The organism is Streptomyces sp. MMG1533, from assembly GCF_001279775.1.
In the GTDB taxonomy this organism is placed as follows: Bacteria; Actinomycetota; Actinomycetes; order Streptomycetales; family Streptomycetaceae; genus Streptomyces.
Genome location: NZ_LGDG01000003.1, coordinates 42,381 through 56,600 on the forward strand (window position 1 = coordinate 42,381; position 14,220 = coordinate 56,600).

General features: G+C 72.1%; 11 protein-coding genes. 5 read left to right on the forward strand and 6 right to left on the reverse strand.

Features of this window, described 5'->3' with window-relative positions; all coding sequences use genetic code 11:
- Positions 1-50: 50 nt before the first annotated feature.
- The 3 genes from ADK57_RS01915 to ADK57_RS01925 form a co-directional block, all read right to left on the reverse strand.
- The gene (locus ADK57_RS01915) at positions 51-695 is read right to left on the reverse strand and encodes a response regulator transcription factor (RefSeq protein ID WP_053747544.1); all 645 of its coding nucleotides are present in this window, start codon (positions 693-695) and stop codon (positions 51-53) included.
- Positions 696-854: 159 nt separating this feature from the next.
- Positions 855-1,787 carry a TIGR03619 family F420-dependent LLM class oxidoreductase gene (locus ADK57_RS01920; RefSeq protein WP_053747545.1) on the reverse strand — a complete coding sequence of 311 codons (933 nt, stop codon included), beginning with the start codon at positions 1,785-1,787 and terminating at the stop codon, positions 855-857.
- Entirely contained in the window at positions 1,769-3,010 is a 1,242-nt protein-coding gene (locus tag ADK57_RS01925; protein WP_053747546.1) for an amidohydrolase family protein, read from the reverse strand. The genes ADK57_RS01920 and ADK57_RS01925 overlap by 19 nt, the downstream gene beginning before the upstream one ends.
- 525 nt (positions 3,011-3,535) lie before the next feature.
- Here ADK57_RS01925 and ADK57_RS01930 point away from each other — a divergent pair.
- Both ADK57_RS01930 and ADK57_RS01935 read left to right on the forward strand, forming a co-directional pair.
- Positions 3,536-6,436, forward strand: a complete 2,901-nt coding sequence (locus ADK57_RS01930) for a BTAD domain-containing putative transcriptional regulator (protein WP_420711832.1) — start codon at positions 3,536-3,538, stop codon at positions 6,434-6,436.
- 197 nt (positions 6,437-6,633) lie between these two features.
- Positions 6,634-6,816, forward strand: a complete 183-nt coding sequence (locus ADK57_RS01935; RefSeq protein ID WP_053747644.1) for a hypothetical protein — start codon at positions 6,634-6,636, stop codon at positions 6,814-6,816.
- Between the two features lie 197 nt (positions 6,817-7,013).
- Here the strand turns inward: ADK57_RS01935 and ADK57_RS01940 are convergent, their stop codons facing one another.
- On the reverse strand, positions 7,014-8,651 hold the full coding sequence (locus ADK57_RS01940) for a FadD3 family acyl-CoA ligase (protein ID WP_053747547.1): 1,638 nt from the start codon (positions 8,649-8,651) through the stop codon (positions 7,014-7,016).
- A gap of 97 nt (positions 8,652-8,748) precedes the next feature.
- Here ADK57_RS01940 and ADK57_RS01945 point away from each other — a divergent pair, with 97 nt between their 5' ends.
- The 3 genes from ADK57_RS01945 to ADK57_RS01955 are packed head-to-tail and all read left to right on the forward strand — an operon-like array spanning position 8,749 to position 11,099.
- A complete protein-coding gene (locus tag ADK57_RS01945) occupies positions 8,749-9,906 on the forward strand; it encodes a lipid-transfer protein (protein WP_053747548.1) in 1,158 nt (385 codons plus the stop codon).
- A 3-nt stretch (positions 9,907-9,909) separates the two neighbouring features.
- Positions 9,910-10,329, forward strand: a complete 420-nt coding sequence (locus tag ADK57_RS01950) for a Zn-ribbon domain-containing OB-fold protein (protein ID WP_053747549.1) — start codon at positions 9,910-9,912, stop codon at positions 10,327-10,329.
- Positions 10,308-11,099: an enoyl-CoA hydratase/isomerase family protein gene (locus tag ADK57_RS01955; RefSeq protein WP_053747550.1), complete on the forward strand. Its 792-nt coding sequence runs from the start codon at positions 10,308-10,310 to the stop codon at positions 11,097-11,099. Before ADK57_RS01950 ends, ADK57_RS01955 begins: the two co-directional genes overlap by 22 nt.
- 6 nt (positions 11,100-11,105) lie before the next feature.
- On the opposite strand, the gene ADK57_RS01960 is transcribed toward ADK57_RS01955, so the two are convergent.
- Both ADK57_RS01960 and ADK57_RS01965 read right to left on the reverse strand, forming a co-directional pair.
- The gene (locus tag ADK57_RS01960; RefSeq protein ID WP_053747551.1) at positions 11,106-11,639 is read right to left on the reverse strand and encodes a hypothetical protein; all 534 of its coding nucleotides are present in this window, start codon (positions 11,637-11,639) and stop codon (positions 11,106-11,108) included.
- Between the two features lie 110 nt (positions 11,640-11,749).
- Positions 11,750-14,113, reverse strand: coding sequence for a PQQ-binding-like beta-propeller repeat protein (locus ADK57_RS01965; RefSeq protein WP_053747552.1), 2,364 nt, complete (start codon positions 14,111-14,113; stop codon positions 11,750-11,752).
- Positions 14,114-14,220 lie beyond the last annotated feature (107 nt).

A 14,220-nucleotide genomic window follows, 5' to 3' on the forward strand; every position in this document is an offset into this window, starting at 1 on the left:
CCGCCCCTCCGTATCCGCAGCGCCGTGGATACGGCATCGCGAGAACGTTCTCAGGCATGAAGCACGGGCGTGGCCCCCAACCATCTCAGCACCGCGTCCGTGCTTCCCCTGGCATCCAGCTTGGCGTAGATGTTGCTGAGGTTGTTGCGGACGGTCTTCTCGCTCAGCCGTAACTTCCGCCCGATCTCCTGGGCGCCCAGGCCGGTCGACAGCAGTTCCATGATCTGCTGCTCGCGCGGGGAGAGCTTGGCCCGCAGCCTCTCCATCGCGCCCCCGGCCCGCGACATCCGCTGGGCCCCTTCCCGCAGCGCGGCGCACGCCGACGGGGAGAGGTAGGTGTGCCCGACCGTGGCGGCCATGACCGCGGAGGACAGCATCTGGGAGCAGTAGTCGTCCTCGACCAGACAGCCCGCCCCGCGCCGGAACACCTCGACGATCGTCTCGGTGTCCCGGCGGGGAGTGACGACGACCGTCGGCAGAGTCCTGGCGCCCATCGCGCGGAGCAGGCCGGCCAGGGCCTTCGACGGGTCGTCGCAGCGCAGGACCACGGCGTCCACGGCCTCCGGTACGTCCAGCGACCGGCGCAGGTGCACCACCCGGCGCACATAGGGGTCGTCCTGGGCCGGCCAGTCGGTGTGCGGCCATTCGGCCTCGGCGCAGGCGAGGGCGACGGAGAGTCGCTGGGAGGATCGCACGTCAGGTGTCCTTCCGCCGGAGCTTCACGTCCGTACGCCCTTACGTACGTGACTCGACGTGGACATGTTCAAGGATTCAAGAAATGGGGTCAGGCTGTCAGACAGGCTGCCCCGCCGCCGATCCTCCGCCGCGCCCGGAGCACCGATCCTCCGCCCCGCTCAGAGCAGCGGGGCAACCTCCTCCCCGAACACCGCCATCTGATCGGTGAGTTCGGCACGGCTCCGGCTGCGGAACCGCACCTGGATCTGGCGCACGCCCATCGCCCGATACGCCCGCAGCGACTCGGCGAGGGCCTCCGGGCGGCCGGTGAGGGTCCGGCGCCCCACCTCCCACCCCGGCTCACCGGCGTACAGCGGCTCGGTGATCGCCCCGACGGTGAACGGGCCGGTGAGGCCCGCCTCCTCGCGCAGCCGCCCGAGCCGCGCGATCTGGTCCGGCAGACGCTCGCGCGGGTCACCCTGCGGCAACCAGCCGTCGCCCTTCAGCGCGGCCCGGCGCACGGCGGCGGGCGAGGAGCCGCCGACCCAGAGGGGGACGCGGTCCTGTGCGGGCCGCGGCTGCTGACCGAGCCCTTCGAAGTCGTACAACTTGCCGTGATGCTCGGGGAATTCGTCCCTTCCGAGGGCTACCCGCAGCGCATCGACGACCTCGTCGAGCACGGCCCCCCGCCGCTCGAAATCCACCCCCAGCGCCTCGAACTCCTCGCGTACGTGCCCGGCGCCGACGCCGAGGATCAGCCGGCCGCCGGAGAGGTGGTCGAGGGTGGCGTACTGCTTGGCGGTGAGGAGCGGGTGCCTCAGTCCGACGACGGCGACATGGCTGAGCAGCCGCACGCGCTCGGTGGCGGCGGCCAGGAAGGCGAGCGTGGCCACGGGGTCGTACCAGACCGTGCTCATCGCGGACGCGAGCCGGCGCGGGATGGCGACGTGGTCGCAGCAGGCGACGTAGTCGAAGCCGGCACGGTCGGCGGTACGGGCGATGGCGAGGAGGTCGCCGGGTCCGGCGACCGCCTCCCAGGGTTCGGCGTAGAGGGTGCTCTGGGACTGGACGGGGAGCTGGATGCCGTACCGGATCACCTGGGGCCGCCCCACAGCCCGTCCGGTGTGAGCCCGAGCAGCTCGATGGCGTTCCCCCGGACGATCCGCTCCACGACCTCCGCGTCCAGGTGCCCCATCTGTGCCTCGCCGACCTCGCGCGACTTCGGCCAGGTGGAGTCGGAGTGGGGGTAGTCGGTCTCGTAGAGGACGTTGCCGACCCCGATGGCATCCAGGTTCCGCAGCCCGAAGGCGTCGTCGAAGAAGCAGCCGTAGACGTGCTCGGCGAACAGTTCGGACGGCGGCCGGTGGACCTTGTCGGCGACACCGCCCCAGCCGCGGTTCTCCTCCCAGACGACGTCGGCGCGCTCCAGGATGTAGGGGATCCAGCCGATCTGCCCCTCCGCGTACATGACCTTGAGGTCGGGGAAGCGCTCGAACTTGCCGCTCATCAGCCAGTCCACCATCGAGAAACAGCAGTTGGCGAAGGTGATGGTGGAGCCGACGGCGGGCGGGGCGTCGGCCGAGGTCGACGGCATCCGGCTGCTGGAGCCGATGTGCATGGCGACGACCGTGCCGGTCTCGTCGCAGGCGGCGAGGAAGGGGTCCCAGTCGTCGGTGTGGACGGACGGCAGCCCGAGATGCGGGGGTATCTCGGAGAAGGCGACGGCACGGACGCCGCGGGCGGCGTTGCGGCGGACTTCCGCGGCTGCCAGTTCGGCGTCCCAGAGGGGGATGAGGGTGAGCGGTATGAGGCGCCCGTGCGCCTCCGGTCCGCACCACTCCTCCACCATCCAGTCGTTGTAGGCCTGGACGCAGAGGAGACCGAGCTCGTGGTCCTTCGCCTCCGTGAAGGTCTGGCCGCAGAAGCGGGGGAAGGTCGGGAAGCAGACGGCGGACTGGACGTGGTTGACGTCCATGTCGGCGAGGCGGGCGGGGACGTCGTACGAGCCCGGCCGCATCTGTTCGTAGGTGATGACCTCCAGCTTGATCTCGTCCCTGCTGTAGCCGACCGCGGTGTCGAGGCGGGTGAGGGGGCGGTGCAGATCCTCGTAGATCCACCAGTCGCCGACCGGTCCGTCGTCGCCGGGCCGGCCCATGACGGGCTTGAAGCGGCCGCCGAGGAAGGTCATTTCCTTGAGGGGGGCGCGGACCGTGCGGGGGCCGGTGTCGAGGTACTTCTTCGGGAGCCGGTCCTGCCAGACGGTCGGCGGCTCAACGGTGTGGTCGTCGACGGAGATGATCAGTGGGAGCGCCGAGAGCGCCGAGTTGGTCTCCATGGGGGCACGGTAGCGCCGATCTGACGACCCGTCAGCTATGACGGAGGGGCCCGGTCGTGAGGGTTCCTGGGCGGAACTGTGCGAAGAGGGCGTGAGGACCTTGTGATATCCCGCGCGCCTACCTGTGATCGCGCCCTCCACAGCTGACGCATCTGCCGTGAACAAGGCAAACTGGCGGGGTGGCTCAGGACATCTAGGGGGACGACGGCGATGGACGGTGTACCGCGAGTGCCGGAGGTACCGCGCGTACCGGAGCAGAGGCGGCGTCCCGGGTTCTCCGAGGAGGAGACGGTGGTGCCGGGAACGGGCGCGCGCGCAGCTGAGCAGGCGATCGTGGCGCCGGGGTCCGACGGGGCCGGTTCCGAAGCGTCCGCCGCGGCGCCGGGGGGCGATGGGGTCGGGGCCGAAGGGTCTGCCGTAGCGCCGAGGGCCGGTGGGGTCGGAGTCGGGGTCGGGGTCGGGGTCGGGGTCGGTGTCGGAGAGACCGTCCTGGCGCCGGGATCCGGCGGGCCCGGGGCCGAAGCGGTGGCCGTGGCGCTGCGCTTCGGTGTGCTCGGGCCGGTGCGGGCATGGCGCGGCGAGGAGTCGCTGAGCACCGGTTCCCCCCAGCAACGCGCTCTCCTGGCCGCCCTGCTGCTCCGCGAGGGCCGTACGGCCACCGCCGCCGAGCTGATCGACGCCCTGTGGGGCGAGGAGCCGCCCTCGCAGGCACTGGCGGCGCTGCGGACGTACGCCTCCCGGCTCCGCAAGGTGCTGGACCCCGGCGTCCTGGTCAGCGAGTCCGGCGGCTACGCGATCCGCGGCCTGCGCGACGGCGCCCTGGACCTGTCCGTCGTCCAGGACCTGGCGGCGGAGGCGGAGAAGGCCCGTTCGGCCGGAGACCTGTGCCACGCCCGGGACGCACTGGGCCGGGCCCTGGCCCTCTGGGACGGGGAGGCGCTGGCGGGGGTGCCGGGTCCGTACGCGGAGGCCCAACGGGTCCGGTTGGAGGAGTGGCGCCTCCAACTGCTGGAGTCCCGCCTGGACATGGACCTGGAGCAGGGCTGCCACGCAGAGGCGGTCTCGGAGCTGACGGCCCTGACGGCGGCACACCCGCTGCGCGAGCGCCTGCGCGAACTCCTCATGCTCGCGCTGTACCGCAGCGGACGCCAGGCGGAGGCCCTGGCGGTCTACGCCGACACGCGCCGTCTGCTGGCCGACGAGCTGGGCGTCGACCCCCGTCCGGGGTTGAAGGAGCTGCAGCACCGCATCCTGCAGGCGGACCCGGGCCTGGCGGAACCGTCGGCCCCGAAGGCCGAGCCGTCCGCCACGCCGGTGCGCCCCGCCCAACTCCCCGCCACGGTCCCCGACTTCACGGGCCGGTCCGCGTTCGTGTCGGAGCTCGGCGACGTACTGGCGTCGGCGGAGGGCCGGGTCATGGCCGTGTCCGCCCTGGCCGGAATCGGCGGCGTGGGCAAGACGACACTCGCGGTCCACGTGGCCCACCAGGCGCGGAGCGCCTTCCCCGACGGCCAGCTGTACGTCGATCTCCAGGGGGCCGGCGCGAGGGCGGCGGAGCCGGAGACGGTACTGGGCTCCTTCCTACGGGCTCTGGGCACCGCCGATTCCGCCATCCCCGACTCCCTGGAGGAACGGGCGGCGCTGTACCGCTCGGTACTGGACGGCCGCCGGGTGCTGGTGCTGCTGGACAACGCCCGGGACGCCGCGCAGGTACGCCCCCTGCTCCCCGGCACGGAGGGCTGCGCGGCACTGATCACCTCCCGCGTACGCATGGTGGACCTGGCCGGAGCCCACCTGGTGGACCTGGACGTGATGTCCCCGGACGAGGCCCTGCAGCTGTTCACACGGATCGTCGGCGACGAACGCGTGCGCTCCGAGCGCGAGGCCGCCCTGGACGTGGTGGCGGCCTGCGGCTTCCTGCCGTTGGCGATCCGCATCGCCGCGTCCCGGTTGGCGGCTCGGCGGACGTGGACCGTCTCGGTCCTGGCGGCGAAGCTGGCGGACGAGCGGCGGCGCCTGGACGAGTTGCAGGCCGGCGACTTGGCGGTGAAGGCGACCTTCGAACTCGGGTACGGGGCACTGGAGCCGGCGCAGGCCCGGGCGTTCCGGCTGCTGGGGTTGGCGGACGGACCGGACATCTCGCTGGCGGCGGCCGCGGCGGTGCTGGACCTGCCGGTGGAGGAGACCGAGGACTTGTTGGAGTCCTTGGTGGACACGTCACTCCTGGAGTCGGCGGCGCCCGGCCGCTACCGGTACCACGACCTGGTCCGGCTCTACGCGCGTGCTTGTGCGGAGAGGGACGAGTGGCCGCCGAGTGAGCGCGAGGCGGCGATGACCCGGTTGCTGGACTTCTACCTGGCGACGGCGGCGGGGGTCTACGCGCTGGAGCGCCCAGGAGACCGGCTGGTGGATCACCTGGCGACGCCGGAGTACCCGGGGCTGGCCTTCGCGGACCGGCACCGGGCGCAGGACTGGCTGTACGCGGAGGCGGTGTCGCTGCTGGCGTGCGTACGCCAGTCCGCGGGGTCGGGCCTCCTCAGGCAAGCGGTCGACGTGCTGTGGGCCGCCGTGGACCTGGCCGAGTCGGGCACCAACTCCAAGGCGTACGAAGGGGTCGCCTCGGCACTGCGCGAGGCGGCGCAGGAAGCCGAGGATCCGCGCGCGGAGGCGCGGGCCCTGATCACCCTGGCCTACGCGCACAGCGTCACGGGCCGGTTCGACCTGGCCGACGAGGAGGCCGCCCGAGCCCGCGAACTGACCGCCGCGTCCCACGATCCGCTGGCCAGCTGCTGGTCGTCCAACATCCTCGGTGTGATCGCGCTCTACCAGAACCGCAACGACGACGGCGCCGCCCATCTCGCCCACGCGATCGAGGGCTTCCGCGCCTGCGACGACCGCCCCGGCGAGGCGAGCGCCCTGTGCAACCTCTCCCGTATCCACCTCGCCACCGGCCGGACCGAGAGTGCGGTGTCCCTGGCGCGGCAGGGCACGCAGATGTACGACGCCATGGGGCACGCGCTCAAGGGCGCCAACGGCCGCTACGCCCTCGGCCTCGCCCTCACCCAGCACGGCACGCTGCCCGAAGCTGCCTCCCGGCTGCAAGAGGCCCTGACGGTGTTCCGGGACAGCCGCCAGCGGCTGTGGGAGGGCATGTCCCTGTTCCGGCTGGCCGAGGTCGACCTCGCCGACCGGCGTCCGGCACAGGCCGCCTCGAACGCCGAGACGGCCCTCACCGTGCTGCGCGGCATCGGCGGTGACTGGCGCCGGGCCAACGTGCTCGTCGTCCTCGGCCACGCGCTGAGCGGCATCGGACACCTCGGCCGGGCCCAGGTCTGCTGGCGTGACGCCTTGGAGGTGTTCGAGGCGCTGGGTGCCCCCGAGGCCGAGGCGGTCCGCAGCCTCCTCAATCCGCTCGCGGTGGCGTGAGGCGCCACACGTTCATCGTTCGTTTATCGCCGCCCGGCACTCTCGTCTTGTCGTTCCGTCGCGTCGGGGGGCAGACGGGGCGACCTGGGCCGTTGCACTACGGTGAGCGGTCACAACGCCTGTCCGGCGGCCCTCGGGGGAGCCGCCGGACAGGTGATCGATTCAGGGCACCCGAACTGTCAGGGGAGGCAGTGATCATGAGCGACGACAACAGCACCGACAACATCCACGCCACGGGCACCGAGGACGAGACGACCGTCGGCACGGAGAACATCCACGCGACGAGCGAGCCGCTCACCACCGCGAAGCCGCTCAAGGCGGACGACGAGACCGCCGAGGCGGGCACGGACAACATCCACGCCACGGACGAACCGGCCTGACCGAACCACCTCGAAGACGGGGACCGGCCGCGGCGGCGCGGAGGGGGAGCCGCCGCGGCCGAGGTGTGGACGGCACGACGGGGCCGAGCGCGAGCTCGGCCCCATGTGCATGTCGCCTCGTCGGCAAGGTCCCGCGGCAGCACGACCCTGCCGAGCGGCGAGCGGCCCAACGGCCACCCGCCGCAAAGGCGTTCACATCAGCTCCCCCACCGCCGACCGGCCTCGCCCGCCGGCCCCGACCGCCCCCGCAACTCCCCCTTGACCACCTTCCCCCCGGCGTTCCGGGGCAGCTCGCCCAGGAACTCCACCGACCTCGGCACCTTGTAGTTCGCCATTTCCCGACGCGCCCAGGCGATCAGGTCGTCGGCCGTCGTCACGGAACCCGGTCGGCGGACCACGTACGCCTTGCCGACCTCGCCCAGTCGGGGATCCGGTACGCCGATCACCGCAACGTCGGCCACGTCCGGGTGCAGGCCCAGCAACTGCTCTATCTCCGCCGGGTAGGCGTTGAAGCCGCCGACGATGAACATGTCCTTCAGGCGGTCCGTGATGCGCAGGTTGCCCGCCCCGTCCAGCACGCCCACGTCCCCCGTCCGCAGCCAGCCGTCCGGCCCCACCACTTCCGCCGTCGCCGCCTCGTCCTCGTAGTAGCCCCGCATGACGTTGAAGCCGCGGACCAGGACCTCGCCGGGGACGCCGGGCCCCACGGCCCGGCCGTCGGCGTCCACGACCCGCACCTGCGCCCCCGGTATCGTCCGCCCCGACGTCGATGCGATCACCGACGGGTCGTCGCCGCGGCGGCACATGGTGACGATGCCGCTCGCCTCGGAGAGGCCGTAGGCCGTCAGGACCGTGTCCACGCCCAGTTCCCCGCGCAGGCGCTCGACCAGCCGTAGCGGCACCACCGCCGCACCGGTCACCACCAGCCGCAGGGCGGAGAGGTCGTGGGCCTCCCTGGCCGGGTGGTCCAGCAACGACTGGTGCAGGGTCGGCGGGCCCGGCAGCACCGACACCCGTTCCGCCGCGATGTTGGCCAGCACCGTGTCGACGTTGAAGACCGGTTGCGGGATCATCGTCGCGCCCCGCATCAGGCAGGCCACGACGCCCGCCTTGTAGCCGAAGGTGTGGAAGAAGGGGTTCACGATCAGATAGCGGTCGCCCTGCCGGAGCCCGGCCAGGTCGCTCCACACCTCGTACGCCCGCAGTGTCTGCGCGTGGCTGATCACCGCGCCCTTGGGCCGGCCCGTCGTCCCGGAGGTGTAGACGATGTCCGAGGGCGCCGAGCCGGGGATCGCCGAGGCCCGGGCCCGTACCTCCGCATCCCCCACCGCGTCCCCGCTCGCCAGGAAGTCCTTCCAGGTGCGGAAGTCGGCCGGTGCGTCGTCGGACAGGACGACCACCTGTTCCAGTGCCGGCAGCCCCGGCAGCGGGCCGGAACCCGCCCCCTCTCCCGCCGCCCGCCGCAGCGACGCCACGTACGAGGTCCCCAGGAACGTCCCGGTCACGAACAGCATTCGTGCGCCGCTGCGTTGCAGTACGTCCGCCGCTTCCGTGCCCTTGAAGCGTGTGTTCAACGGCACCAGCACCGCGCCCGCCGAGACCGCGCCCAGGGCGGAGACGATCCAGTCGACGGTGTTCGGGGCCCAGATCCCGACCCGGTCGCCGGGCGAGACCCCGTTCGCGATGCACGCCGCCGCCGCGCGTTCCACGCGGGCGCCCAGCTCGCCGTACGAGATCCGGGTACGGCCGTCCACCACGGCCTCGACGTCCGCGTACCGTTCGGCCGCCGACCCGACCAGCCCCGGAATGCTGCCCCACTCCAAGTCACCGCGCATGGCGGGCCTCCAGTCTCACTAGCTGACTACCCGTCAGATTAGCTGTAGTCTGACGACCTGTCAGCCGCCCAGTGAGCGTGCGGAGGTAACGCCCGACATGGCCGGAGCAGCAGGAATCAAGGACGCCACCGCCATCGTCGGCGTCGGTCAGACCCCCTTCGCGAAACACCTCCCCGAGGACGAGAAGACCCTCGCCTGCCGCGCCGTTCTCGCCGCTCTGGACGACGCCGGGATCGCGCCCGGCGAGGTCGACGCCCTGGCCTCGTACACGATGGAGGAGACCGACGAGGTCGAGCTCGCGAAGGCCGTCGGCTTCGGTGACCTCACCTTCTTCAGCAAGATCGGGTACGGCGGCGGCGGCTCCTGTGCCACCGTCGCCCATCTCGCCGCCGCCATCGCCACGGGACAGGCCACCGTCGGCGTCGCATGGAGGTCCCGGAAGCGGGGGTCCGGGCCCCGGCCCTGGAAGAACACCACCGTCCAGCTCCCCACCCCCGCCCAGTGGACGCGGCCCTTCGGTCTCCTGAGGCCCGTGGACGAGATAGCCATGCTGGCCCGCCGTTACATGCACGAGTACGGCGCCACCCGCGATCACCTCTTCAACGTCGCCCTCGCCTGCCGCAACCGGGCCAACCAGAACCCCGCCGCGATCATGTACGACCGCCCCCTCACCCGCGAGATGTACATGACGTCCCGCTGGATCAGCGAGCCCCTCTGCCTCTTCGACAACTGCCTGGAGACGGACGGGGCGTTGGCCTGCGTGCTCGTCGGCAGGGAGCGGGCCCGGGACTGCCGGCGCAGACCCGTGTACGTCCACTCCGCCGCCCAAGGCCTCCCCGCCCAGCACCACGGCATGGTCAACTACTGGAACGACGACCCCCTCACCGGCCCCGCCTGGACCGCCGCCCGGCACCTGTGGAAACACGCCGACTTCGCGCCCCAGGACGTCGACGTCGCCCAGATCTACGACGCCTTCACGCCCCTCGTCCCGCTCTCCCTGGAGGGCTACGGCTTCTGCGGGAGGGGGGAGGGGGGTGCCTTCACCGAGGGAGGTGCGCTGGAGATCGGCGGGCGGCTGCCCGTCAACACCGGGGGCGGCGGGCTCAGCGAGGCGTACGTCCATGGCTTCAACCTCATCACCGAAGGCGTGAAGCAGCTCCGCGGGACCAGTACGGCACAGGTCCCGGGCGCCGCCACCTGTCTCGTCACCGCAGGTGAGGGTGTCCCCACCTCCGCCCTGCTGCTGAGGAGTTGACCCGTGCTGACCCCCGCGACCGACCCCGACGGCGCCCCCTTCTGGCAGTACGCCGCCCAGGGCGAGCTGCGCGTCCAGGCCTGCGCCGACTGCGGCGAGCTCCGCTTCCCGCCCCGCCCGTGCTGTCCGCACTGCCGGTCCTTCGCGAGCGAATGGCGGGCGCTGTCAGGGCAGGGGCGCATCTGGTCGTACGTCGTTCCGCACCCGCCGCTGCTGCCGGACTACGCGGCGCTGGCGCCGTACAACGTCGTCGTCGTCGAGCTCGCCGAGGCGCCCCGCATACGGCTCGTCGGCAACCTGGTCAGCGAGCCCGGCGCGCCTCTCGACTCCCTTGATCCGCACGGCATTCGCATCGGCGCCAAGGTGCGCTTCGCCTACGACGAGGCGACCGGGCTCCCCCAATGGCTCCCGGAGCGGCCGTGAGCGTGCGCGTCGACACCGACAAGGACACCGGCGTCGCCGTCGTCACCCTCGACCGGCCCGCCAGGCTCAATGCCATCGACCTCGCCATGGCCGACGAACTCCGGTCGAGATGGCGGGAGTTGAGGTTCGACGACTCCGTGCGGGCCGTCGTCCTCACCGGCTCCGGGGAGCGGGCGTTCTCCACCGGACTCGACCGGGACGTGGTCGTGCCGCAGCCGGACTCGCCGTACATGCAGGACGATCCGCTGCTGTACATCGGCCCCAAGTCCAACGACCTGTGGAAACCCGTCATCGCGGCCGTGCGGGGGATGGCCTGCGGCGGGGCCTTCTACCTGCTCGGCGAGAGCGACTTCCTGGTGGCGGACCCGACGGCCGTCTTCTTCGATCCGCACACCACGTACGGCATGGTCAGCGCGTACGAGTCGGTGCTGATGGCGCAGCGGATGCCGCACGGGGAGGTCGCGCGGATGATGCTGATGGGCACGGCCGAGCGGATCTCCGCGCAACGGGCCCATGACATCGGGCTCGTCTCCGAACTGACCGAGTCGGGTGGGGCGTTGCAGGCGGCGACCGCCTGCGCCGCCGTCATCGCCGGGTATCCGGCCGAGGCCGTCCAGGGGACGGTCCGTGCGCTGTGGGCGGCGAAGGAGGCGGCGCGTGCACAGGGGTTCGCGCAGGCGCCGCATCTCATCTCGCTGGGGAACCTGCCCGCCGAGCGGCAGGCGGAGCTGTTCGCCGGACGGCGGGGCGGGAAGTTCCGGTTGCGTTGAGCGCCGTCAGCCGGCCGGAGCGTACAAGTCCGGGTCGCAGTGGTCGACCTGGGCCGCCAGACCCGGATTTTCCAGTGGCACCTGCACCGTCGCCGCGTCGTTCGCGGCGACGAACTCGTCCACGCTCTGTGCGTCCAGCTGCTCGGAACCGGCATCGACGAACCTGACGGTGACGGTGAAGTAGGCGCCCTGGGAGTTCGGGTTGCTGACCTTGACCGTGGCGTACGCGTTGTCCTCCGTCGCGCAGCTCACCAGCTTGACCCTGGCGTCCTTCAGGGGCGTGGAGGTGCTCGCGGACGAACTGCCGGAGGAGCTTCCGGTGTCGCCGTAGTCGTCATCGTCGTCGTAGTCGCGGTACCTGCTGCCGCCGGACGTCGACGACGAACTGTCGTGGTTCTGGCTGGAGCTGCTGCAGCCGCCTCCGCTGCCGCCGTCACTCTTGCGGCCGTGACCGTGCCGCCCCGAAGAGAATCCCGTGAGCGACAGCACCACCAGTACCGCCACCGCTGTGAACTTGAGCCTGCGCCCCCGTAGATGCATGCCGTCACTCTATGGAACGCCTGTCACGGCCATGTCACGGCGTGGCGATGGTCGCGTACCCGGCGTCACCTCTTCCGTGCACCCGTACGACGGCCGTCCCGCCATCCGCGTCAGGTGGTCCTCGCCGTCCCCGTGCCTTTCTCCGCGTCCAGCGCGTACACGCACCGGTCCTTGCTGCACGCGTACACGACCCCGTCCTTCACGACCGGGGAGCCGGTGATCTCGCCGCCCGTCGCGAGCTTCCAGCGAAGGCGGCCGTCGTCGGCCTTGAGCGTGTAGAGCAGATGGTCCGTCGAGCCGAAGTGGATACGGCCCTCCGCCACCGCCGGGGCGCCGACGATGTCGCCGCCCGCCTGGAAGCGCCACTTGGGCGTGCCGGTGACCGCGTCGAGGGTGTAGAGCCCCTTGCCGCTGCCCACGTGGACGTGACCGCCGGCCACCAGCACCGAGTCGACGGAGGACCGGGCCTCGGTGGCGATGCGCCAGCGGTCGCGGCCGTCGGTGGCGTCGAGGGCGTAGACCGTGCCGAGGTAGTCGGCGAGGTACACGCCGCCGCCGGTGACCGCGGGGCCGGGGACGAAGGTGGGCGGGCAGAGGAAGACGGCCGGGGCCTCGAAGTGCCAGCGGACGTGGCCGCTCGCCGCGTCGAGCGCGAGGACCCGGGTGCCCGCGCAGACGTAGACGTGGCCGTCGTGCGCCTGGGCCACCCGGACCGGTACGCCGCCGCAGGAGGCCGCGTCGCCGATGGGGTACGACCAGCGCTCGTCGCCGGTGCGGGCGTCCAGGGCGCGCAGGCGGGCGTCGTGCCAGAGGTAGACCGTGCCCTCGTGCAGGGTGGGCCCGGCCTCCGGAGACTCGAAGTCGGTCTGGCAGCCGGTGAGCTCCCACAGCTTCTGGCCGCCGGAGGCCTCCCAGGCCTGGACGCCGCCGCCGCGCGTCCCGGTGATCACGGTGCCCCGGTCGGCCTTGAGGGAGTACACCCAGGCGTCCGTGGACAGCCGCCACAGGTCGCCGCCCTCACGGGCGTCGAGGGCGAACAGGGTGGGTCCGTCGGAGGCGTGGATACGGCCGTCCGCGACCGCCATCGACCAGGCCACGTCCCGCGTCTTGAAGCGCCGGCGGCCGGTCGCCACATCCAGGGCGTGGACCTCGAAGGAGGTGACGTAGACGAGGTCGCCGGCGACGGAGGGGGTGCCCCAGACGTCGTTCGACATGCGGAAGCGCCAGGGGCGCCAGCCGGCCGCGGTCTCGGCGGGCGCGGGAGGCGCGGACGGTACGGCAGGGCCTACGGCAGGGTCTGTGCCGTTGACGCCGGGGCGGGGTTTGGACCAGGAGGCGACCAGGCCGGCCTCCGGAGGGGGCGCCTTGACGGCTGCGGCGCGGGCGTCGGCGACGCGCGGGCCGGGCCCGATGGGCACCTGGGCGCCGGCGAGGCGCACGGGGCCGGTGTCGGGGGCACCGACGGAGACCGGCGACACGGGAGACGGGACCACGGGGTCGCGGGACGGCGGGGGCGGGACGGGAGCGACCCGGCCGCCTCCGCTTCGTCCGCCGCTCTGTGTCTGCTTCACCGGCGGCCGTCCGCCGCGACGCGCCTCGATCAGGCCCACCGCCCGCTCGGGCAGCCACGCCGACGCCGTGCCGCTGTCGTCCGACCCTGAGCCGAACAGGTGAGGCGCCAGCTGGGACTGGAGGTCGGCCGGGTTGGGCCGGGCCGTGGCCTCCATCTGCATACAGGACTCGATGAGAGGGCGCAGTTCGTCCGGGAGGCCTTCGAGGTCCGGGCCCTCACGGAGCAGCATGAAGACGGTCTCGACGGGGTTGGCGCCGTGGAAGGGCGGGTGGCCGGTGGCGGCGAAGACCAGCATGGAGCCGAGCGAGAAGACGTCACTGGCGCCCGTGACGCTGCGGGAGTCCTTCGCCTGCTCGGGGGACATGTAGGCGGGGGTGCCCACGGCGACGTTCGTCATCGTCAAACGTGTGTTCGATACGCCGGACGCGATACCGAAGTCGATGACCCTCGGGCCGTCCTCGACCACCAGCACGTTCGAGGGCTTCAGGTCACGGTGCACCAGCCCGGCGCCGTGGATCGACTGCAGCGCCTCCGCGACACCCGCCGCCAGCCAGCGCACCGCCTGGGCCGGCATCGGCCCGCACTCGTTCACTATCTCCTCGAGCGAGGGCGCGGGAACGTAAGCGGTGGCCAGCCACGGCACCGCCGCCCGCGGATCGGCGTCGACCACGGCCGCCGTGTAGAAGCCGGACACCGCCCGGGCCGCCTCCACCTCGCGCGTGAAGCGGACGCGGAAGAGCTGGTCCTCGGCGAGCTCCGTACGGACCGTCTTGATCGCCACGCGCCGGCCGGAAGCCGAGCGCGCGAGATAGACCAGCCCCATGCCGCCGGCACCCAGCCGTCCCAGCACCTCGAACGGCCCGATGCGCCGCGGATCGTGCTGCGTCAGCTGATCCACCACTTGCCTGCCACCTCCCCGTACGGGTCACGTCATTCCACATATGTACGCGACCCCGTGCAGCGTCTCACCACCGCACCGCCCTGGCGGCACGCACCCCGATTCTTCCT